General features: G+C 36.6%; 22 protein-coding genes and 1 tRNA gene. 9 read left to right on the plus strand and 14 right to left on the minus strand.

The window, feature by feature from the left end; all coding sequences use genetic code 11:
* Nucleotides 1-19: 19 nt before the first annotated feature.
* The 8 genes from vgrG to OLM61_RS12145 all read right to left on the minus strand — a co-directional run bounded on the left by vgrG (nucleotide 20) and on the right by OLM61_RS12145 (nucleotide 7,090).
* Entirely contained in the window at nucleotides 20-1,765 is a 1,746-nt protein-coding gene (vgrG, locus tag OLM61_RS12110) for a type VI secretion system tip protein VgrG (RefSeq protein ID WP_264522941.1), read from the minus strand.
* Complete coding sequence (locus OLM61_RS12115) at nucleotides 1,765-2,448, minus strand: CIS tube protein (RefSeq protein WP_264522942.1); 684 nt, start codon at nucleotides 2,446-2,448, stop codon at nucleotides 1,765-1,767. The genes vgrG and OLM61_RS12115 overlap by 1 nt, the downstream gene beginning before the upstream one ends.
* Before the next feature lie 3 nt (nucleotides 2,449-2,451).
* On the minus strand, nucleotides 2,452-2,610 hold the full coding sequence (locus tag OLM61_RS12120) for a DUF5908 family protein (protein WP_264522943.1): 159 nt from the start codon (nucleotides 2,608-2,610) through the stop codon (nucleotides 2,452-2,454).
* Nucleotides 2,611-2,612: 2 nt separating this feature from the next.
* On the minus strand, nucleotides 2,613-3,059 hold the full coding sequence (locus OLM61_RS12125) for a phage tail protein (protein WP_264522944.1): 447 nt from the start codon (nucleotides 3,057-3,059) through the stop codon (nucleotides 2,613-2,615).
* Nucleotides 3,060-3,061: 2 nt separating this feature from the next.
* Nucleotides 3,062-3,490: a phage tail protein gene (locus tag OLM61_RS12130; RefSeq protein ID WP_264522945.1), complete on the minus strand. Its 429-nt coding sequence runs from the start codon at nucleotides 3,488-3,490 to the stop codon at nucleotides 3,062-3,064.
* A 34-nt stretch (nucleotides 3,491-3,524) separates the two neighbouring features.
* Nucleotides 3,525-5,477 carry a phage tail sheath C-terminal domain-containing protein gene (locus OLM61_RS12135; RefSeq protein WP_264522946.1) on the minus strand — a complete coding sequence of 651 codons (1,953 nt, stop codon included), beginning with the start codon at nucleotides 5,475-5,477 and terminating at the stop codon, nucleotides 3,525-3,527.
* Nucleotides 5,478-5,639: 162 nt separating this feature from the next.
* Complete coding sequence (locus OLM61_RS12140) at nucleotides 5,640-6,491, minus strand: hypothetical protein (protein ID WP_264522947.1); 852 nt, start codon at nucleotides 6,489-6,491, stop codon at nucleotides 5,640-5,642.
* Nucleotides 6,488-7,090, minus strand: a complete 603-nt coding sequence (locus OLM61_RS12145) for a DUF4255 domain-containing protein (RefSeq protein ID WP_264522948.1) — start codon at nucleotides 7,088-7,090, stop codon at nucleotides 6,488-6,490. The genes OLM61_RS12140 and OLM61_RS12145 overlap by 4 nt, the downstream gene beginning before the upstream one ends.
* A 778-nt stretch (nucleotides 7,091-7,868) precedes the next feature.
* Between OLM61_RS12145 and OLM61_RS12150 the strand changes: the two genes are divergently transcribed.
* Both OLM61_RS12150 and OLM61_RS12155 read left to right on the plus strand, forming a co-directional pair.
* Nucleotides 7,869-9,587 carry an alpha-keto acid decarboxylase family protein gene (locus OLM61_RS12150; protein WP_264522949.1) on the plus strand — a complete coding sequence of 573 codons (1,719 nt, stop codon included), beginning with the start codon at nucleotides 7,869-7,871 and terminating at the stop codon, nucleotides 9,585-9,587.
* Nucleotides 9,588-9,629: 42 nt separating this feature from the next.
* Entirely contained in the window at nucleotides 9,630-11,624 is a 1,995-nt protein-coding gene (locus OLM61_RS12155; protein ID WP_264522950.1) for a hypothetical protein, read from the plus strand.
* Nucleotides 11,625-11,853: 229 nt separating this feature from the next.
* On the opposite strand, the gene OLM61_RS12160 is transcribed toward OLM61_RS12155, so the two are convergent.
* The 3 genes from OLM61_RS12160 to OLM61_RS12170 form a co-directional block, all read right to left on the minus strand.
* On the minus strand, nucleotides 11,854-13,410 hold the full coding sequence (locus tag OLM61_RS12160) for a S41 family peptidase (RefSeq protein WP_264522951.1): 1,557 nt from the start codon (nucleotides 13,408-13,410) through the stop codon (nucleotides 11,854-11,856).
* A 91-nt stretch (nucleotides 13,411-13,501) separates the two neighbouring features.
* On the minus strand, nucleotides 13,502-13,951 hold the full coding sequence (locus OLM61_RS12165; RefSeq protein ID WP_264522952.1) for a hypothetical protein: 450 nt from the start codon (nucleotides 13,949-13,951) through the stop codon (nucleotides 13,502-13,504).
* Between the two features lie 337 nt (nucleotides 13,952-14,288).
* Nucleotides 14,289-14,360: transfer RNA gene (locus OLM61_RS12170), tRNA-Glu, on the minus strand.
* Nucleotides 14,361-14,781: 421 nt separating this feature from the next.
* Between OLM61_RS12170 and OLM61_RS12175 the strand changes: the two genes are divergently transcribed.
* From OLM61_RS12175 to OLM61_RS12190, 4 genes are all read left to right on the plus strand, one after another.
* Nucleotides 14,782-15,363, plus strand: coding sequence for a Crp/Fnr family transcriptional regulator (locus tag OLM61_RS12175; protein WP_264522953.1), 582 nt, complete (start codon nucleotides 14,782-14,784; stop codon nucleotides 15,361-15,363).
* A gap of 37 nt (nucleotides 15,364-15,400) precedes the next feature.
* Nucleotides 15,401-16,042, plus strand: coding sequence for a hypothetical protein (locus OLM61_RS12180; protein WP_264522954.1), 642 nt, complete (start codon nucleotides 15,401-15,403; stop codon nucleotides 16,040-16,042).
* 73 nt (nucleotides 16,043-16,115) lie between these two features.
* Entirely contained in the window at nucleotides 16,116-16,538 is a 423-nt protein-coding gene (locus OLM61_RS12185; RefSeq protein WP_264522955.1) for a hypothetical protein, read from the plus strand.
* A complete protein-coding gene (locus OLM61_RS12190) occupies nucleotides 16,535-17,026 on the plus strand; it encodes a hypothetical protein (RefSeq protein WP_264522956.1) in 492 nt (163 codons plus the stop codon). The genes OLM61_RS12185 and OLM61_RS12190 overlap by 4 nt, the downstream gene beginning before the upstream one ends.
* A gap of 69 nt (nucleotides 17,027-17,095) precedes the next feature.
* Here the strand turns inward: OLM61_RS12190 and OLM61_RS12195 are convergent, their stop codons facing one another.
* Nucleotides 17,096-17,548 (minus strand): Lrp/AsnC family transcriptional regulator, encoded by a 453-nt coding sequence (locus OLM61_RS12195; RefSeq protein ID WP_264522957.1) that lies wholly within the window; start codon nucleotides 17,546-17,548, stop codon nucleotides 17,096-17,098.
* A gap of 153 nt (nucleotides 17,549-17,701) precedes the next feature.
* Here OLM61_RS12195 and OLM61_RS12200 point away from each other — a divergent pair, with 153 nt between their 5' ends.
* The gene (locus tag OLM61_RS12200) at nucleotides 17,702-18,874 is read left to right on the plus strand and encodes a histidine decarboxylase (RefSeq protein ID WP_264522958.1); all 1,173 of its coding nucleotides are present in this window, start codon (nucleotides 17,702-17,704) and stop codon (nucleotides 18,872-18,874) included.
* 231 nt (nucleotides 18,875-19,105) lie between these two features.
* Nucleotides 19,106-19,381, plus strand: a complete 276-nt coding sequence (locus tag OLM61_RS12205) for a hypothetical protein (RefSeq protein ID WP_264522959.1) — start codon at nucleotides 19,106-19,108, stop codon at nucleotides 19,379-19,381.
* A gap of 154 nt (nucleotides 19,382-19,535) precedes the next feature.
* Here OLM61_RS12205 and OLM61_RS12210 read toward each other — a convergent pair whose 3' ends face one another.
* Entirely contained in the window at nucleotides 19,536-20,840 is a 1,305-nt protein-coding gene (locus OLM61_RS12210; RefSeq protein WP_264522960.1) for a M20/M25/M40 family metallo-hydrolase, read from the minus strand.
* Nucleotides 20,841-21,218: 378 nt separating this feature from the next.
* Here OLM61_RS12210 and OLM61_RS12215 point away from each other — a divergent pair, with 378 nt between their 5' ends.
* Nucleotides 21,219-21,650 (plus strand): SLATT domain-containing protein, encoded by a 432-nt coding sequence (locus OLM61_RS12215; protein ID WP_264522961.1) that lies wholly within the window; start codon nucleotides 21,219-21,221, stop codon nucleotides 21,648-21,650.
* Nucleotides 21,651-21,931: 281 nt separating this feature from the next.
* Here OLM61_RS12215 and OLM61_RS12220 read toward each other — a convergent pair whose 3' ends face one another.
* Nucleotides 21,932-22,432, minus strand: coding sequence for a GNAT family N-acetyltransferase (locus OLM61_RS12220; protein WP_264522962.1), 501 nt, complete (start codon nucleotides 22,430-22,432; stop codon nucleotides 21,932-21,934).
* Nucleotides 22,433-22,653 lie beyond the last annotated feature (221 nt).

Here is a 22,653-nt window from a genome sequence, read left to right on the forward strand (position 1 = left end):
CTTAGTTAAACCCAACGGCTTAATTGATTTGCACGATACTTCCTTTTACGATAGCCACTGCGGCTGATGATAATTCTGCCCCTGCACTTCCTTCGGCCTTAAACTGCGCTTTGGCTTTTAAGGATACATTGGTACCTTCAATAGTGACATCTCCTGATGCCTTTATCTCAATGTTTCCGGCACTTTCCATTTTAATGCCCTTGCTGTCGATGGTGATCACATTCGAGTTCTCGTCTTCGATTACAATGACACCTTTGTCTTCGTCCAGCGTGATTTTTTTACCTGCTGGAGTTTCAATTCCAATAGATTTTTTGTCATCGTCAAACAGAACTTTCATCTCGCTTCGGGTTACAATTCCTTTTTGATGATTGTCGTCGGAAGCTTTTATCGGAGCGGGTTTGCCGCTACTGTGCAGCATGCCTAATACGATGGCATTGTTGGGATCTTCGTTTACAAATCCGATAATGACTTCATCTTCAATTTCGGGTCTGAAAAAAACACCTCTGTTTTCTCCGGCATCGGGACAGGCGACGCGGCACCAAATTCCCTGTTCTTCATTGTTGATGATTGGAATTTTTACTAAAATGCGGTCTTCGCCATTCGGGTCACCTTCCAATTGGGTGGTGATGCCAACATGCAGCCCTTTGATGGCCGGAATGATTCCGGAACCAGTAGGGGTATGAATGTCGTAGGTTTCAGAAAACCATTCGGGGTTGAGTCCAAATTGTGCATCGATGGTCCAGTTTCCTTCGCTCAGTTCGTGAAAAACTCCGGTGATATAAGCCTTTCCGTTAAATCGGTCGCCAACGCCTTCGAGTGTAATGATGGTGTTGGGTTTCGCGGCAGGGATCCCCTGAAATTTAACTCTTCCACGAATTTTGGAGAGTTGCTGAAACAATAATTTGGCATCGGCCCAATCCTGAAGTTCTGTTTCGGTAATCGTACCTCCATGACGCAATTCCAAATTTTCAAGCGCCATAATATCAGACAAATCAGAAACAGAAAGATTGCCGTTGAGGCTCACGCCCGGATCACTGGCTTCAATTTCTACTAGCTCCTGATTGGTATAATCCCAACTGTAAGAAGACACTTTGGCAAATTGATTTCGGGCATCTATTTCGGCGTCAAAATCAATTAAAGTAGCTCCAAAAGTAACCGTCTCCACAGACGATGCCGAAACGTCGGGTTTGCAGATCGTAATTTTTCCATTCTCCACAAAACAAAGCTTGCCATTGGCCTGTGCTCTCGAAACCATAAAATCCCAGTCGGAAGTATTGTACTGAACCAGTTCTTTATGACTGAAATTAGTGGCTTCGACCTCTTTTTCCAATCCGTATGCATCTATGATTTCTTCAAAGGCTTCGCTGTCTTTTACCTCATAAAAATACTTGCTCTTTCTTCCAATAGTAAGTTTTACGGCCTCGTCTTTGCATTCAACAATAAGCAAAGAAGCACTGTCTTTTATTTTGATCGAATGTTTGATGATGATTCCTTTGTAAATGGTTTCTTCATCATTGTGATAACCGGCATTTATTTCAATCTTTTTGCCAGGAATCAATAGGTCTTCATTGCTCAGTTTGAAATCTCTCGAAGCAGTTTCGCCGTCGGTCAGAACAATTTGTGCCATTGGAATCCGGTTCACCTCATTTTGCACCACAACGCTTTTTACCTGATAGGTTTTGGACAGTTCCTCTCCTTCAATTAAAATTTTCAGCGTTACTAAATCGGCGCTTTTACTGGTTTGTATGACTCCGCTATTGTTCATCAGGATTGTTTTTGTAAGGGTGGGAAAAATAGTTTTTGCCCGGTTTTTAATTTTCTGAAATTGACAATGTTATTGACTCTGGCGACTTCGAGATAATACTTGGAATCGCCATAAATCCGAAAGGACATCAGCGGCAGGGTGTCACCTTCTTTTACCGTTCGGTAATGGGTTAAATCGGGCGATTTATTATTTTCTCTTGCGGCTCTTAAATTATCTTCCACAAAACCCTGAAATTTTGCTTTTGCCACTGCTCTTATCGGAGTTCCGTCGGGTTTAAAAAGTTTAAACTCAATTTCCATTTCGGTCAGAGACCCTTTGAAAAGTAAGGTTCCCCACGAAATAATGAGGTAGTTGGGTTTGTGTTCGTCTCCGTTGTAATCCAGAATCACTTTTTTGAATTTCTCAATGTCGTTGATCACGCCGTTGTTAGAACTTTTGTAGCCGTTAATGACTCCGGTTCGGTCAAAAACAAAATCGAGATCCAGATTTTCGGGTAATTTTTTGTTGAACTTCGGAGAAACGGTGCTCGTTCCCGAAGCCTGAGTCGCATCGGTTTCAATTTTATAGTGATAGGTGTACTTCTCCGGATTCATAAGCGTAGAAAACTCACCACCGGAAACTTTGTTGTTAAATTCCGGATCACTATAAGCAACAACTTTTAGTTTTTCTAATTTTCCTGCCATGACTTAGCGTTCTTTTTTACGTTCGATGATTTTCAGTACTTGTTCAACGCATTCGGCTACTGCATCTCCATCCTTGCTTTTTGGAGCCGCTGGGGGAGCAGTTGATTTTGATCCTTCGTTCACGTTTATTTTAATGTGAAGCTCTTTTATTTCTATCGGCATGACTAGCTTTTAATTAAGGTGAAATAATTATAAGTAAGCTCAAAGGTTTCGACTACGAGCTTGCTTTCCTGAGCATTAAAATCTTCCACTGACCATTTTACGGGATAGGCATGAACCACATTCCAGGAGATCAGAGGCTGGTGTTTTTCGTTGAGTAATTTCACGGTCAGGTTAACGGGTTTGAACGTAAAGTTCTCGATCGCATCCTTGCACCAGTTGATGACAACAGAATCAATCAGTATTCCTCTCTTTAAAGTCAGGTTTGGATATTTTGTCTTTACAGGGAGTTTGTGCTTGAACCTATTTTCTCCACCTTCGGCAATCTCTTCGGTTTCAATGTCAACAGACAAACCGGAAACCGATTGAAACTGATGGTCTTTCTCCTTGGAGCCAAGACCTTCAAATTCAACCAAAAAGTGAAAACCGACGGGTGGATAATAGTTAGACATGATTAGTCATTTTGGATGGATAAACCTTCGTGAACCAGTTCCATAGATTCGATGGCGACTTCGTTTCCGTCTGCTTTTAAATCAGTCGACTGAATTTTGGTTGGCCATGCATTTTTTACTTTCCAGGTAATTACGGGATTGTGCTCTTCGTTGAGCAGTTTAATCGTAATATCTCTTCGTTCTATGGTATTTAGTTTTACCGTGTTCCACCAGGCATAGTACTCATTGTCACTGGCAAAGGTTCCCCTTTTCAAGGTGATGTTGGTGAACTTTTGCATGCCGGGCATCTTAATTTTACTGTACTCGGGACTTGCTCCCTGACGGTATTCAATGACTTCAGTTTCTACATCTAATCCCGAAACTTCTGTAAATCCTATTTTTGTTCCACCCCAGTCAACTGAGAAATGAAACTTTGGTAGCGGATAGCTCATGATTTATATTTTTTTAATGTTGATATTTATTTAGTTAAGATTCCTGCATTTTGTGAGAGAAGCGCAGAATAATGAATTCCGCCGGACGTACTACTGCCATTCCGATTTCGACGATCATTCGACCTTCAAGTATATCGATGGCCGACATGGTTTGTCCGATTCCGACTCTGACATAAAAGGCCTGTTCGGGTTTGGCTCCGGCCAAGGCTCCGGCTCTCCATTGCAGAATAAGGAAGTTTTCGATCATGGCTCTCACCCTGATCCAGGTATTGGCGTCGTTAGGCTCAAATACAAACTGTTCGGTTGCTTTTTTGATGGATTCTTCGGCCATGTTAAAGAAACGTCTAACAGGAACATAACGCCATTCGTTGTCGTTGCCGGCCAATGTTCTGGATCCCCACACTAAAGTTCCTTTTCCGGTAAAACTTCTGATGGCGTTGATCGATTTACCTGCAACGGTATCCACATTCAGATTGTCCTGAATATTGTTGGTGATTTTAACGGTTGGTTTTATAACATAGTTCAGACTCACATTTGCAGGAGCTTTCCATACGCCACGGTCGCTATCTACTCGGGCATAAACCCCGGCAATAGCAGCACTTGGAGGAAGCGTTATAGGAAGGTTGTAAATTTCGGTAAGAATCTTATTAAAAGTAGCGTTGTCAATCGCTTCCAGAGTGCTTAGTTTTCTTCCGTTTAAGGCTCCATTGTTTAAATCTATTGAACTACCACTGTTAATAGCTGTTATAAGATTTGAAAGATCGCTACCAATGGTAGAAAGATTGTTGACAAGACCTGTAATTCCGGTTTGAGTGTTCAGCTCAGTATAGGTTACCAGTTTTTTTAATTCTTTGTCAAAACTTATAGTGTCAGTTTGTATAATTTTAAGCAGTTTGGCATCTGTGTTCTCATCCTGTATTTTTTTCTTTAACGTTTTTAAGTTTTTATAGACAGAATCGATTTTGCCGGGAGCAGTAAAATTTAAATTAAATGTACCTAAAAGGCCTGAGATTGAACTTGCAATGCCCGGATCTTCATCGGATACGGTGCTGATAGCTGCATTTGCTTCATCGTTTACGGCATCTTTTAAAAGGGTTAATTTTTCTAAAGCGGTCAGTAAAGGAGTTAGATTGTTTAAGAAAGCTGTTTTTTTGGCAGGATTACTCGCAAAGCTAACACCTAAATTAAAGCCGGTCGCATTGTTACTGTACATCTGCAAAAACATATTACTGATGAGTCCGGCAATATTTCCGGGAACAGGTACATTAACCAATGTGGTTACGATAGCATTAACCCCCGAAATTGGATCTTGAATAGGAACCAGTCCGGCAGCAATTTGATCGTAGGCTTTTGCGGTGTAAGAATAGTGTTTTAAGACAATCTTTTTGGCATCAAAAGCATAATCCAGTATGGTTTCTAAGTGCGGATAATAAACGGCTCCGTACTTGATCGTGTCTTTTTCAGAGCTAATTTTTGCTCTCAAATCGTCTATATTGGTATCTGTCGGACTTGTTTCGTCGTAATTTAAAGTATCGATTAGGGTAAAACGGTCCTGAAGATTTTTGCACTGTGTTAAGGCATTGTTGTACAATCCGTAGAAATCAGTAATCGTTATCGAAGACACCCTTGTAGCGTCCGGAAACAGAATTAGTGTTGGTTCGTCTACCTTTTCTAACTCCAGTAATCCGTTATTCAAAGCAGTACTGTTGTTGATTGCGGACACTGGACTGTCAAGGTCATCTAAATCATTCCCATAACGGCCTACCGAAACGATATAACACGGACCACCTCCATTTGCAAAGAACAGCTGTAAAGAATAATACATCAAAAAAGGCTGTTTTGAAGTAGGCTGATCTACAATAATAGATCTGGTCTCGCCTTTATCAGTTGAGACATCATTAATGGTAACACTAATGGTTGTCTCTGGTTTTGCAAAGCCGAAAAAGCGTTCGTATTCTAAAAGAGATGTTATTCTTGTGGGTTTCATTTTCAAATCTCCATTAATCTTGTTCGTAGCCTTTTCAGTATAGCCAATAAAAGCGGGAATTGCTGTTTCTACCTGGGCAACGGAAGGAGGAAATTTCACGATTTCCTCAACATATACCCCGGTGTTTTGTAAGTTGTTGCCATGATTAATTGTTTTTAATTATTAAATAAATATTTCAGAATAGTAAGCACCATTGTCTTTTGTTATTGATTTTACAGAGGGATTAGGATAGCTGCTGCTGGCCGGTTGTGGCACCAAAAAATCGGTAGCCGGGTCAATTTCAACAAAACCGGAGCGTGTTAAGGGTTTTGTTGTTTTGGTTTCAATTGCGGTGGCAGCTTTGCGGTTGATGTACCTCCAAAGTGTTTTTCGATTGTTAAAATGAATTTTAAAATGGGGAGTTAGCATTTCGCCCAAATCGTTTATAATATTTTCTGAACTGTTATCGCCCTGAAACGTGAGTGAAAGAATCCCAAATACATCTTGTTTTTCTGAGGGCTGGAGGGTCGAAATTAGATCTGCACTGGTTTCTTCTGATACTAAATAAGCATCGGATATTATTTTGTTGTCGTCTATTTTTGGAAGATATTCGAAGGTAAGCGGTTCTTTTGGAGGCCTTACATTGCTGAACAGGAATATTTGGTTGAGTGCAAAATCTAAATTGGTATAATTTTCAAATTGATAGTCGTTGATCGTGATTAAAAAATTCAGGCTCAGATCGGCAGGGACTTTTATAAACGGATCTATTTTAACCGGTTCATCCGTTTCTTTCACTTTGATATAAACCCGGAACCCTGTTTTGGTTTTTTTGAATACCATTTTAAAGTTCTTAAAGATGGTATGGGTTTCCTGAGTAGGAGTTAGGGCTATAAAAGCGTCTGTTCTGAATTTTTGCAGCATTTTGTCTTTATCATCATCCGACATACTTTCAAAAATATCCTCACCGCTATCCAGAAAATAATTGTGAAAAAGCGTTACTTCAAATAACAGTCCATATGTAAGATCAAAACTCATGATTGCTCTATTCGTTTGGTTATACCTTTGACCTTACTGATAAGCTGTCCTTCACCCTGTGCAATATTGCGTTCAATTTGTATCATGCTCACTTTGTACAAAGCCGATGGAAGCTGTTTGCCGCCCAATGTCCCCCAGATATAGTTCAACTCTTCAAAAGTGGGGGTATAAAGTTCAATTGTAAATCTGAAATTCTCAATATTGGTCATGGCCACATTATTTCGGTTGTAAATGGTATTGGCTTGTGTAAAAAGTTTTTTCCCCTGAAAAAAGGCTATGATTTTTGAAATATCGTTTAGTGAATTGATGTAAATGTTTCGATTGGCGCTAAAAAGTAAATACAGGTTTAAATTGATGACACTGTTTTTATAAATGGTCCTGTCGTTTTCGATCCTGTGATTGGGAAAGTTTTTTAAAGTAGCCTCTTCGTCTAAATTGATGAGGGTAAGTGCCACTTTATCTTCTAAATTCCCCGATACGGTTTCGTTTTGTGACTCTAAAAAAGCAATGTTTTCAGCCACAACCGTTTTCTCCAGCCCGATTTCATCGAGATAGTTGTTTACTTGTTCTGCAATTATTTGAATAACTTCAAAGATCATCTTCCGGTAAAGTTTTAACATTATGCATTATGACTAATTTGATCGTCTATTGCCAAAACATTCGTTAAGAAAGGGCAATTCAAATCTCTGCCTTTTTGAAAGCAGCATGGATGTTTTTGGCTTTTTTTCGTGATATCCCGCTTGTAGTAAAACTGTATAAATAGGCTAAAAAGAGGTAGTTCTGAGGCGCAGATTGTAAGGCAAAAAGAAGTATTTCCAGGCTTAAATTTAAACTTGTAATAAAAACTAGAGCTTATAGAAGAACTAAGTTAGAAAAACATTAGGATATCAAAACACCGTAAAAATACCTTTTTTTTAATAACTTCTTATCATGTAAATATTTGATAATCAATTAGTTAATTGTTTTTGTGAATTTTGAATTTATTTTTATCGAAAAAGAAAACGTCAGAATTTCTCTATACTATTAAAATTCAGGGGAAGAAAAATCAAAAAAACTTGTTTTTTAAAGTCTATTTAATTGTTTTCCAGTGTAGTATGTTTTTGTAAAAGAATAGCGAACAAGTTTTTAACCTCCAAAAGCATAAGAATATTCGCAATTGTGCGATTCGGTGAGGATCTAACGTACAAAAAAACATCTCATGCGGTTATTTGGGTTTCTTATGGATAAAAATTCGGCACTCATACCTTTTTTTTAATTTAAATTCTTACAGACTGGTAATTTTATATAGAAATAATAAGCGGAGATAGCTTTAAAAAATCAAAGTGAAGACCGCTACTGCCAAAAACAAAAACAACTCCTAATTTAGAACTACAAAAAATGAAACCTACAAAAGATTTTACAGTTGCAGACTATCTGCTCACCCGACTCAAACAATTAAATGTTACCGAGGTCTTTCAGATTCCGGGCGACTACGTAAAACATTTTACACAGGCTCTGGAAGACTTTGATGGAATTAAAACCATTGGAACTTCAAACGAATTGGATGCTTCATATGCGGCAGATGCCTACGCACGTACCCGTGGTCTGGGAGCAGTATCTTTACAGTATGGTGTAAGTACTTATAGTGCCTTAAATGCTATTGCCGGAGCTTATGTAGAGCGCAGCCCTGTGGTTGTAATCAGTGCTACACCCGGAGCAGATGCAAGGCAGATTGGGAGCATGTACAACGTGCTTTACCATCATTCGACAGGTAATCTCAATGCCGATCAGGAAATTTTTGAAAGAGTAACGGTTGCGGCCGAAACCCTGAGCAGTTCGGTAGATGCACCTGAAAAAATTGATCAATTAATTATTGCGGCGCTTACACATCAGCGTCCTGTATATATTGCCTGTTATAAAGAGGTGTGGGGCGAACCTTGTCCTAAACCTTCCGCTAAAAAACTGGAGCCTCAAATCATAAAAAGTGAAGCAGCGGAACTTGAAAATGCTGTTGCTCAGGCCTGGAGTCAGATTAGTAAATCAAAAACGCCTTTGATTTTTGCGGGAGTAGAGCTTTTGCGACATAACTTAACAAAACAGTTAGAAGAACTTATTAAAGCGAGTGGTATGTTGTACACCACAACATCACTTGGGAAAACGGTTCTCGACGAAAAAGGAGATAAATTCATAGGTACCTATTCCGATCAGGCTTCTATACCCGAAGTCATAAAACTGGTTGAAGCTTCAGACTGTATTTTGTCTTTAGGGACTATTATCACCGACGATTATTTGTGGCTGGTAGAAAATAAATTTTCAGACATGATTCAGGCGACCACTCAGGAAATGCGGGTGGGGTATTTTACGTACACCGGTGTAACGCTGAAAGACTTTATCGAAGCTTTAACAGCACGCTTTAAAAAAGCAGCAGGATATCCTTTGAAAACAGTAGCTCCGGCTCAGCCAAAATTCCCAGAGCCATGGCGATCCAACTCAGATCCTAAGTACGATAAAACGCCTGAAGTAATAACGTTCAACCGCTTTTTTGAACGTGCAACATTTTTTCTGGAAAAACAGAAAATGCTGGACGATATTGTGATGACTTTTGGCGTAAGTACCTCCATGTACGTCGCCACCAATATTTACGGACTATCTAAAAATGCCTATATCTCCTCGGCAGCCTGGCAGTGTATTGGTTTTGAAACCGGTGCGGCTTCAGGTGCTCAGCTGGGAAGCGGTAAACAGGCCTGGACGGTAGCCGGAGATGGTGGTTTTATGATGATTGCACAATCACTTTCTACCTTGGTGAGATACAACATCAACTCCGTCATTTTTGTCATGAGCAATGGCGTATATGCGATAGAGCAGGTATACGTAGACATAGATTCGTTTAAAGCAGGCCCGACTCATAAGTTTGACGAATTTGATATTCTGCCAAAATGGGACTATCAGGCACTTGCCAAAGCCTTTGGAGCCAATAGTTATCGTGCTGAAACTGTTGCAGAATTAGACGAAGTCCTGTCAAAACTTAAGAAAAAAACAAATCTTCCAACTCTGGTAGAAATTATAATTCCTCAAAAAGATCTGGCCCAGCAAATGGAAAGACTGGGCACTGAATAAAACCACTACTAAAAACAAATAAAAAAATTAAAATATACGATCATGAGCAAAAAAACGTACTCTATTTTTGGAGCCGGTGCGGCCGGACTCTATACAGCGTGGCGATTACTGGATGGGAAATCCAAACGCGAAAAAAATGAAAAAATGCTGGTTAAAGGCGATGTATTAGAACTCTATGACTGGGGAAAATATGATTTTTCTAAAAAAAATCCGGGAACCAGAGAGGCGGGAGCACGCGTTTGTACGTGGCATTATAAAGACAACAAAGACAATTCGTATCTGGAATTGGGCGGTATGCGATATTCATATTGGGACGGCACTCCACAAGGAGCAGGACACCGATTGGTCACTAAAACAATAGAAGAACTGGATTTAAAGAAAGATTCAGTTGAATTTAACGAATCTGCTGATCCTTTAATGTCTTTGCGTACTAAAAACATGTATGTTTCAGATGTTAATTCAAATCAGCCGGCTCCTTATTTTACTAATAATTATGGTGAAGATGCTCCACCGGATGATGGATTCACCACCATACAATCGGTAGCAATCACAGCAACATCAGGTCCTGTTACCCGTAGAGAATGGTGTAAGTTTTATGAGAATGGAAAGATCAATATCGACATGCCTGACACTTCAATCTTTCAGAAAGGAGACTTACTAAAGGATATTGGATATTGGAATCTTGCTTATGACAGACTTGGACAAGAAGGATTTGGCTATCTGGCAGATGGTAACGGCTATAGCTCCAATGTAGTAAATAGTCATAGTGCCCAGTCGTTTAATGTTAATGACGAGTTTACGCCGGGAACCGAATATAAAACGCTGATAAAAGGATACTCCAGCTTATTTGTTGCCTTATTTGATGAAGTCGAAAAACTGGCCAAACAAAAAGGAATTACGCTGAATTATTTTCCGAATACCCGATTACGCTCGATTTTGCATACCAAGGCAGGGATTCGTTTTACTACTGCAAAACGCGAAACTCCTGATAAACTTGCCGAAAGTAAAATATGTGATGCTGCATTTCTTGCCATGCCTCGCGCATCTATTGAACTGGTAGCTCAGGCAACACGTTATACAGATGATGAAGGTCAGGACATATTAAACCACGAAGAAGTACAGCTCTATCTGGAATCTGTAATTATGGAACCTTCCTACAAAATAGGGATGTTTTTCACGACACCATGGTGGAGAACAACCGAAGCCGGAAGCCCGACTTATCCTGCCAAACTAACCAGTTATTTTTTAACGCAGGAAGGAATTGCTAAACTGAAAAAAGAAAAATTTCCTTCTAATTATCTGAAAGCAATTGAATCAGCAAAAAATCCGGTTATTATCGCGACATCGTTTAACGATAAGGCCAGTTTTATTGCTGCGGTAGAAAATGCAATTCAGGAACGCCTGACTTTTAAAGAAGAAAAGCAAATTTCAGCAATAGCCGAATTGGATACTATTGGCCCAAGTATTACCGATATGCCAATCCGACAAGTGGTATATTTTGGTGATAACGCCATCAATCAAAAAGGGGAAAAAGTATATGGTATTTTGGCCAGTTATGATGACATTCAATACACCACATTCTGGAAAGCTTTAGAACTTGGTCCACATGGAACACGTGAAATTCCGGAGTCCAGAGATTGTCAGACGCTCGAAGGGCCTCGTTTAGCCACTCCGGTAATGGTCAAAATGCTTCGTTCGCAACTTGCAGCATTACATTTTGGACCACAAGCCGATTATTCGGCAGTGCCGGAACCTCTGGAAACAAGGTATATGGACTGGTCACTTCCTCCATTTAATGCCGGATATCACGCCTATAAATCACACTATAATTTAGGGGATGTACAAAGAAAAATTAGAAAACCGTCACAGTTAGTGCCAAAAGCAGATTGTGATATTTTTATCGTTGGTGAAACCTATTCTAATGATCAGGCTTGGGTAGAAGGAGCTTTCTGTACCGCCGAGTCGGTTCTGAATGACTTCTTTGGTATCGAGCCAATTATAGATGAAAAATACTATCCATTCATTAGTCCGGAATAAAAGTGTTTTAATGATTTGAAATTTATGTTTTCGAATCAGGAACAAAAAGGATTAAAGAAAGTAATACAACAGGCCATTATGTTGGAGTTTGCGCTCCAACATAATGGCCTGTTTTTTTAGCGATAAACTGCAATTAAAGCAGTGTTACGAATGAAATATAAAATCCGCATTAATCCGCGTTTTTGCCCTGGCGAATTTGTTCAATCCGCGTACAATCCCAAGCTTTTATCTATTTTGCAATCAGCTTAAGAACAAATTCCATTTGTGTATCCTTATGTTGAAAGAAATCCTCTAAAGTAGGCCAAACTTCGTAATCAGGCATAGTACCGTGGCCTTCCGGCTGATTCTCTTTTTTAGGAGCATCCTGTACGACATTGACAATAGAAAATTGTGTTTTTACTTTTGAGTTGGGAAGTTCATAAACTAGTGGTGAATGTCCATTGTGTACATAGTAACCTCCAACGGTTTCCACACCCACGATGGTAACATTATCCACAAAACCTTTTACCAGAGAGGCAAAATGAGAAGCAGCTGATGCCACATTTTCATTAATCAAAAGATAAAGCTTGCCTTTAAAGAGCGGTGATTTAGGATGATAAATCGGATTGTATTTTTGATTCTGAATACTTATTTTGTTTTCGAAAACCGGATACAGTGACTTTAGGTATTCTTTTCCCGCTTTTAGAGCAGTACTATCCATTCGTTCTGAAGTTGAGGTACCCCAAAAATACTTTTCGAGAGGTAAAACAGAAGGATCGAAGATGATGGTAGCCTTTTCATTTTCTTTGAAGGATTTATTGGTAAGATACATCACAGGCTGTTCAAACATAGGGTCACTACCACCCGGATTATTTCTAACATCAATAATTAGATTAGCAACCTTGTTTTTGTCCAATTCTGCAAAAACGCTATCCAAAAATCGGACATACGGTTTAAACTTAGGATCGTCTGATCCGTAGGCCATACCAAAAAATCTTAGATTCAACAAACCTACAGTCGGGTTAAGCATACGAAAGCTATAAGGAGACTGCTTTTTATAATCTAGTAAATCAGTAACCGGAGCACTAAATCTATTTTTAAGGTTGGCTGTTCTTTCCTTCAGCGTTACTGCACGAAGCACTGTCTTTTGAAGAGACTCCGATTTTGGCGCGCTGTATTCTACAATAAATTCATCACAAAGACCGTATTCGAGCAGGTAGTTTAATCCAAACGATTTATTTACACTGGCCGATAATTTTTGGGTAACATGATGACCGTCTGTTGTATAATATTTGTAGAAAGAGCGCATTAATTGTGCGTCATTTATTCCGTTTATACTTTTTATTCTCGAGCCGGGAGGTATATCCGATGATTGACCGTCAAAAATAATTTGTCCGTTAATATAGACCAGAGGAAAAGGGAAAAATGATTTTTGTCTGTTCAGAAAATTGATTAAACTGAGATCAGGAATGGTGTAATTGTGTAAACTTCCTTCATAATCGGACAAACGAAGCATTATTTTGTAAAACTCGATAGTGCTCATAGGTTTTTTAATACTTTTAATGGCACTATTGTAAATACTGTCTACTTGTTTTTTAGAGCGGTATTGGTATAAACCGGAATTTGCTTTTTCATTTATGGCAAGGAGCGTTTTAAGATCCTCCTGCATTTGTTTTTGCGAAAGCATTTTATTGTACAACATTAAACTATCCTTCATGGTCTTATTAGAGCTTTGCGCCTGAATGGTACAGGAGAAGGAAAACAGCAATAAGAGAAGAAAGACAGACAGCAGTTTTTTAGGATTCACAAATGCATTTGTTATTCGTAAGCAAATCTGGTGAGTAATAGAGGTAGGGGACATGTTTTTGGTAGTTTTTTAGTTTTGATGGTTAAAGTAGCTATGCCAGCTGCTGTTTGATGTTTTTGGTATTTAGAAAAAAGAGTAATTGGTCTACTTTTTTAGAATTTTCTCCAAAGTCTATCAAATTATTAAAATCGATTATTAAGGACTCGCCGTTATTAAAATATATTTTTAACCGGTCAGCGCCACGGCCATTAAAAAACTTCCAGTTTTTAATTTCAGATAAAAGAATAACCTGATTTTCTATTTTAGTATAGATTGGTTTTTTATCCCACTCCAATGTAAGCGTGTCTTTGTCGTTGTTAAAATCAATAATTAAGGTACCGGTGAATATGTATATTAAATAGATGAAGAAAATAAAATGAGAAAATAAGAGGATAAGATAGTGTGCTTTAAGTCCTATAATGGCCCAGAAAAATGCTTGAAGCGGGATAGAAATTAAATAAGCGATTACCATAAAGGTAACATTTAAGGTTTTAATTTTCATGGTTTAAAATTTGATGCTTTTGCGGGTGTCAGTCTTTAAAAAAATCGTTACTTTTTATTTTTCGAATATACTGATATATCACGGAAATTCCTTTCAAATCAGATGTTTTTTATCAAATTTAAAGGATAGGAGGAATGGTATTAATTTTCATAGGAAATTAATTGAAAGCGATTTTTAAAATTTAAATAATTCGATACAATTACTTTACAGGATATGATTTGTTTTTCGGGAATGAAAAATCAAGTTTAAGAAGTTTTGTGTTGATTCCTGAAATGCTCCAGACGATTTACGTTCTAAAACAAAAAAGCCTCAGATTACTCTGAAGCTTTGTTTTTAGTAGCCCGTAGCGGAATCGAACCGCTCTTACATGGATGAAAACCATGCGTCCTAACCGATAGACGAACGGGCCTGCTTGTTCGTTGCGGGTGCAAAAGTGCAACTATTTTTAGAATACACAATGGAAATTTTGAAAAATTTTTTCAGGGTTATTTTGAAAACAGCAGCTTTAGAAACAAGTAATCACAAACGGTAAAAATTTACCGAAGATGTATTTGTTTGATTAATAATTGGTTGTTTTGTCAGTAAAAAACGAGAAATAAGATTTTTCTTTTCTTTTGTTGAGATGATGCCTTTCAAAAAAAAGGAGAATTATTTTTAGGATTATTTGTTTTGAGAGAAAATACATATGGTTTTATTGCTGTATTTACATAGTTTTTTCCCTGAACATTTGTGTGTATATTTGATATCGGTGTTTTAAATTAAGCATTCGTGCTTCTAACTCCACAATTACAAACAAAAATACGGTGTCCCACTTCAGAGAAAACGACCTTATGTACATTGAGCAAATAATAGAAACTATAAGTACCACCTACGTTACGTTAACAGACGAGTGTAAAGTAGATCTTAAAAAAGGATCAAAGATCTTGACACTTGACAAAGACACTATCCTTGTAAAAGAAGGTCAATTTGCAGATAAACTTTATTTTATAATTAATGGCAGTGCCAGAGCTTATTATACCAAAAATGGTAAGGATATTACAGATTGGTTTGCATTTGAGGGTGATTTTGTAAGTGCCATTGATAGCTTTTTCCGAGGCGGTTCAACGATATACAATATCGAATTGCTTGAACCCACAACTTTGTTGCAAATTTCAAGAGAAACAGTATTGGCATTGAGCGACAAACATCATTGTTTTGAGAAATTAGGAGGAATTGCAGTAACCAAAACAATGCTTAAATTGCGGGAAAGAGTTGTTTCGATACAATTTGAGAGTGCTTTGCAGAAATATAAAAGTCTATTAGATACGCGCCCGGATATTATTCAACGCGTACAATTAACACATATTGCTTCCTACATTGGCGTTACCCTTGAAACTTTGAGCCGGATTCGCAATCCAAAATACCGAATTTGATTTAGATCAAATGGATTTTGAATAAGTTGATTGAACTTTGCAGAAATCAAATGAGATGATACGAATTCATTATATTTCAGGGCTAACCATTACCGTTTTTATTGGACTACACCTATTCAATCATTTTTGCAACATTTTTGGTGTGGCGACCCACATTGCGGTAATGAATACTTTACGATTGTTTTATCGCAATACTTTTATTGAGACGATTTTATTAGTTGCAGTTCTTGTTCAAATTGTATCAGGAATTAATCTTTTTAAGAAAAGCAGAAAAATAGCAACATCTCATTTTGAGAAACTACATATTTGGACGGGACTTTACCTGGCTTTTTTTCTAATTGTTCATGTGAGTGCTGTTTTCATCGCTCGCCTTTTTTTATATCTCGATACCAATTTTTATTTTGGCGTGGCAGGCCTTAATACCTTTCCTTTTTATTGGTTTTTTGTTCCGTATTACGGGCTTGCAATTCTTTCTTTCTTCGGGCACATTGCTTCGGTTCATAACAAAAAAATGGAAAACAATATTCTCAGTTTAACACCAGAGCAACAAGCAGAATCAATTCTTATATTCGGATTTGTCTTAACTATCATCCTATTTTATGGACTAACGAACCATTTTAATGGAGTAACATTGCCACATGAATATAAAATAATAATAGATAAAATAAAGAACGTATGATTAACAGGAGAAATACCTATTGAGTATTTGCTGGAATAATCAATTTGTTTAGGAGTCAAAAAAAAACAGAATTATGCTAAAACTAGGAGGATATATTAATATTGTAATTGCAATCGGGCACATGCTTGGATTAATTTGGGCTGACCAGATGTTTGAAATTACGGGAATTGGAAAAGAAATGGAAACACTTGCTCAAAAGCACAGTACTTTGCCTTATTTGCTGACAATTATTGTGGCTATTGTGTTTTTCATTTTTGGCCTTTACGGCCTTTCGGCAGCTAATAAGTTTAGAAACTTGCCATTTCTTAAAACGGTTATCTTTTTAATTGCCGGAATATATTTGCTGCGTGGAGCTGGAGAATTAATTGCCGATACAATACAGGGAACAAACTCAATATCTGAAACAATATATTCTTTAGTGGCTACAATAATCGGGCTTTTGTTTTTAATTGGCGGGTTGCAAAAATGGAGAGAGGAAAACAACATTTTGTTATGAAAGTAATCAATGTACATACAAGAATAATTAATCAGCCTAAACACAAAATTGAAGAATTGTTCAGAACCTTATCGTCTGGAAACGACATGATGCTGGCAACAGACAAATGGCCGCCGATGCGATTAGACAACGGACTAAGTGTGGGTTCAAAAGGAGGACACGGCTCCATAAAATATACCGTTATGGATTATAAGCCGGGCCATTATATTCAATTTCAATTTACAGAACCAAGAGGGTTTAATGGATTTCATAAGTTTGAAATTACGGAATTAGATGTTCATGTAACCGAGTTGAAACATTCTATTGATATGAATACAATAGGTTTGGCGACCTTAAAATGGGTGTTTGCAATTCGTTGGCTGCACGATTCTTATATTGAAGATGCATTTGACAAAGTCGAAAACCATTTTACACAGGAAAAGAAAAACAGTAGATGGACCATTTGGATAAGGTTTTTAAGAAGAATTTTTAAGCCCAAAAAGAGATAAATTCCTGAAAATTCTATCCCATTCTCAGAAGAGTTCCTGATGAAAAGCAGTATGTTTTTTTTGGAATTTTTATAAATTAAAGGCAAAATCATTCTTTATTTCTTCCATAACAAAAGAACTCTGCACATTTGAAATCCCTTTGATTACCGATAACTTATCGATCACAAACTTTTGATATTCGTTCATGTCGTTAACAGCTACTTTTAGCAAAAAATCATAATTCCCAGACACGTGAAAACAACCCATTATTTCGGGTAATGCCAGAATGTGCTGTTTAAAATCATCTATCAATTCGCGTGAGTGCACCGCCAAAGTAACCTGACAATACACACTGATTGATTTTCCAATTTTGGTAGCATCCAGCAAAGCAACATAATTTTTGATGTACTGCTTTTGTTCCAGTTTCTTGATTCTCTCAAAGGTAGGAGAAACAGATAATCCTATTTTTTCGGCAATTTCCTTTGTATTTTGTTTCGAATCTTGCTGTAAAAGCATCAATATTTTTTTATCTATGGCATCCATCTCAGAATAATTATATGGTTTCAGAAAAAATAAATAGTAAATTCAATATTAAAAAACTTAAATATTTGTCAAATGTAGAATTATATTTCGAGTATTGTTGTTAATGTAGAATATTAAACTATTAAAAGTACATTTACTAAAAAAATAAATGTTATGACACCTATCTCAGAATCACTATCCATAGAAGACAATCAACGTTTGTTTGATTTGAACCAATACATCGAAAATGCCAGAGATAATTTCTTAGGTTATCCGGTATCCAAAGATTTTGATTATTCGGAAATCAGTCATTTTTTAAAATATCCGATCAATAACCTTGGAGATCCTTTTGAAGATTGTACCTACAAAGTGCAGACACACGAACTGGAAAGAGAAGTGGTTGGTTTTTTTGCCAAATTATTCCGCGCCAATCCAAAAGATTATTGGGGGTATGTAACCAATGGTGGTTCTGAAAGTAATTTATACGGACTGTATCTTGCACGAGAGTTATATCCGAAAGCAATGGTGTATTACTCGGAATCAACCCATTACAGTGTGCGTAAAAACATTCATTTGCTCAATATTCCGAGTATCGTTATTCGTTCACAGGAAAATGGTGAAATCGATTATGATGATTTTGAAAATACTTTAAAACTGAATCGTCATAAACCGGCTATCGTACTCACTACTTTTGGTACTACCATGAAAGAAGCCAAAGATGACGTGTCAAAAATTAAGAATATTCTAAAAACATTAGCCATACAGGATAGCTACATTCATTGTGATGCAGCCCTATCCGGAAGTTATGGTGCTTTTATGGAGCCACGACTTCCTTTTGATTTTATGGACGGTGCGGACAGTATTTCTATCAGTGGACACAAATTTATAGGTTCGCCTATTCCAACTGGTGTTATTATCACGAAGCGTTCCAATAGGGATAGAATCTCAAAAGGAATATCGTATATCGGTTCCTTAGACACCACAATTACAGGATCCAGAAATGGTCACTCTCCTTTGTTTTTATGGTTTACCTTAAAAAAACTAGGTATTGAAGGTATGAAAAAGCGCTATTTACACAGTTTGGAAGTAGCGGAATACTGTGAGCAGCGATTAAAAAATATGGGGATTGCCGCCTGGAGAAACCCAAATTCGATCACAGTCGTTTTTCCAAAAATAACTGAAGAAGTTAAATCAAAATGGCAATTAGCCACTGAAGGCGATATTTCTCATATTATTTGCATGCCAAACGTGACCAAAGAACAAATCGATCTTTTCATCAACGACGTAGAAAATTGTATTGAAACCCGGAAGAAATGGCGGAATTCAGTTGGTAGTGTTTTGAAATAGTATTGTTATTCTGTTCTGTAAAAGAGCTTATGAAAATTGCGTAAATGTCTCCGACTTTACGCAATTTTTTTATGATATGGTAAATGGTTTGAACTAAATTATTTAACTCATACAATTTATATTAAATTTGAGGTAAAGTTATAGCCATGTGTATGGTGTTTAGTTGTGTATCTTGGAGAGCTATATAACACTGGTAGGAAAAAAATCAAAACTTTGAACTCAAAAAAATAAATGAACATATTCAAAAAGATAGCAGGAGTTATAATAATAGTATTTACAATTTTACTTTGTTTTCCTGCGGTACATGTATTCCCAATTCTATTTGAAAATTGCAAGAAAAAATTTGAAGATGGAGTAGTAGGGGCTCCTGGTTACACAATTGGATTTCTTACTTGTTTTTTGTTTTATATTTTGATAACCTATTTTTTAATAAAATTTGGTTTGAAGTTAATTCGAAAGAAAAAAATGAATGCTACAGTAATTGATGAAATTGGCATAGAAGAATGATATGTCTGTTGTTAAAAACAGTTTCTCCCGCTCGTGAGCAAAAAGTTTCTTCAGAGGCAATCAAAAACAAAAAAAGCTCCAGATTTCTCTGAAGCCTTTGTTTTAGTAGTGTGCCGAGGCGAAGACTCGAACCGGTCTAATAATTTACTTATTGTTATTTTAATTGAGTAGTATTTACTCTTGTTGGTGTATCTTTTCCACTAATAATCGAAGAAGAACTTAGTGCAATTGATTTTATTATTTGGGTCATGTTATCAATATCTAAGGTTTCAAATTCATCATCGGCTGTGTGATACGTAAGCTCATTATCCATTTTTGAAGTAGAAATGGTGTGAGCAGGAACTCCAAGTCTGGCTAAAGTAGCGTTGTCTGAGCGGTAAAATAATTGTTGGTCCGGATAAGGGTCTGCATAAAATTTAAAATTTGTTCCTGTTAAATTAGTTTGTAAAATCTGCCCCATATTCGACTTTTCGTAGCCTGTAATGTAAGCAGAGTTTTTACCCCATTTAGATTCTGTTCCTATCATTTCAATATTGAACATCGCAATCACTTTTTCTGGTGCAAGCTGTTTAGAAAAATATTTAGCTCCATAACCGCCTAATTCTTCAGCTGTAAATGTGGTAAAAATAATAGTACGCTCGTTGTTGTTTAGTTTTTTAAAATACTTCGCAAGCATAATTACTGCTGTTGTTCCAGCGGCATCATCATTAGCGCCATTAAAAATAGAATCTGTTGCAGGATGCGGAGCACCTTCTTCGGGAGAGCCTATTCCTAAGTGGTCATAATGCCCTGAAAAAATCACATACTCATTTGGTTTGGTTTTTCCGGGTAATATTCCAACAACATTATTCAGTGTTTTTTTGGAGACTGTATTTGTTAATTCAACAGAAAAAGTAGTCGCTTCTGTGGTACCAAAAACAAACATAACCGTATTGTTCCCCGGAGTCGCACTGATTCGATCAATATGTTGAATATTCGGTAAAACCTTATCAAATGAAGAGTCAACTAGTACCAAAAGATTTTTCGAACTTTTATAATATTCATTAAATTTCTCGCCAATGTTATCTCCTTTGTTGATTTTTACAACAGAAATATCGCTTTTTTCGGTTAAAGAAACCTGAGGGAGGTAGGAGAATGTTACAACCTGATTGTTATTTATTTCTTTGCCATCAATAGTAATTTTTGAAGAAATGGCTTTAGAGGAAGTCATCGAAAATTCTTGTCTGTAATTCGCTGCTGCATTGAAAGTTTGCAAGCCAATTTCTTTAAACTCTGATTCTATAAAAGCTGATGCTTTTTCAATACCGGGAGTAAAAGTTCTTCTACCCTGCATATCATCAGCCGAAAGTATTTTCTCTATGCGAGTTACTTCCTTATTCGTAATAATTTTATCTATCGATTGTCCATATACATTAAAACATTGACTTAGAACAAACATACTTACAATAATTTTTCTCATATTTTAGTTTTATAAATAAGGTTTTAGTTAATCCAAAAGTATGTTATTTATTTGCAAAATTTAGCGCTGGTAAAAGTTTTTAATTAAAAAAAAACTGACAACATTGCTGAATTATAAATTGCAATTGCATCAGTGGAAATGGGAGACATGTGTGTAGTACTTATGAGAACACCGCGGAGAGGGAGGGAGGTTTTATCTTTAAATAGAAAGATAAGTTTGCAGTTTTTTAGAATCGCTTCTATTATATTTTAGTTGAGAATTTGCTGAACTTTAAATTACCACTTTTTGTAATGCTATTTTTTGTAAATTGCTACTGCTGAAGGTAAGTTGAGCAACTTTAGGAGGTGGTCTAGGATCAATTGTGAAAATTCAACACTTATGGAAAATGGACAATTAAAATTTTTAAAAGATGAAATTAATAAAAGAATTTCAAGATTCGATAGTAGTAGATTGTACTATAGGAAAATCTCTTTCTGGGCCTATTTAAGTGTTACTATTTTGGCTGCAGTTTCTACAATAATATTAGGTCTCAAAATAGATGAGTTAAAAGAAATTCCAAGAATAAGTGCTTTGATAATAACTGGATTAATTACTATAATAAGTGCTTATAATACTTTTTTTGATAATAAAGGAATGTGGGTGGCATATAATACTGCACTAAATGATCTATATAGGCTCAAGTTTGAAATAGAATTTCTCGAACAAAGGGGGGAAATAATAGATTCTGTTAAAATTGATTTGTTTAAGTTGGAATATCAAGAAATTGTAGGAAAGTTAAATAAAACTTGGGCAATTACAAAAATGAAATAAAGATCACGTTTGGATATGAAATGTAATCTGAGTTTGAATGTTGATTTGTAGTTTTTTAATCCACAATATGCGAAGTGTTCATCTGCAACGCTGTGCGAGTGTCTCTGACTTCGCACCGACAAAGTGATTATGTTTTCTTGTAGAAGATGTAATTTGGAAACGACTATTAATAATATTAAAAAGAATTAAGAAAAGTAGGGAGACTTATCAGGCTTAAGGTTTACGAGAACGAAAGGTTAAAAACGCAAAGTCTCCTGACTTTGCGTAGCGGGGAAATGAGATTATAATCTTTCTATCTTAAAATAAGCTAGCTCTTCTTCATTTCTGATCAGATTATTTAATCGTTCAAATCCGGCTTTTTGCAGTACATTTTGTGATCCGGTGTTGTTGAGATCTGTTACAGCTACAACTTCTTTTGTATTTGTATTTGCAAAACTATATTGCGTTAATGCTTTGCATACTTCTGTAGCAATACCTTTTCCCCAATATTCCCTACTGAGTACATATCCAATCTCTATTTGGTTTGTGTTGTGTATAAAAATACGAGCAACACACATTCCTATGAAATTATTGTTTGTAGTGTCAAATATCGCCCATCGACTAAGATTTTTCTTTTCATAATTTTCAAGCAATTCATTAAACATTTCCACATATCTTTCTGGTGAAGTATCAGGAAGGTATTGTGTAACTTGATTATCCTTAAAAAGATTTAAAAATGTTTGTTGCTCTTGAGATAAAAATTCACGAATAATAATTCTTGGGCTTTGATAAAGAGTAGACATTGGTTATAGTAAGAGAATTAATTTAGAAGTGGCTTGCTAAAAGTATTAGCAGACTTGTTTTTGTACATACAGTCAAATTTACAGAAAATAAATAGAGAAAACTTCTCGCTTTTTAAAATGTTTTGAATGCTAAATCATTTAACCAATAGAATTGATATTAAATTTGAGACAAAGTCAGAGATTTTATGGTGTTTTCGTTTTTTGTACTAGATTTGTTTTTA

Origin of the sequence: Flavobacterium sp. N502536 (assembly GCF_025947345.1) — a bacterium.
Lineage (GTDB): Bacteria > Bacteroidota > Bacteroidia > Flavobacteriales > Flavobacteriaceae > Flavobacterium.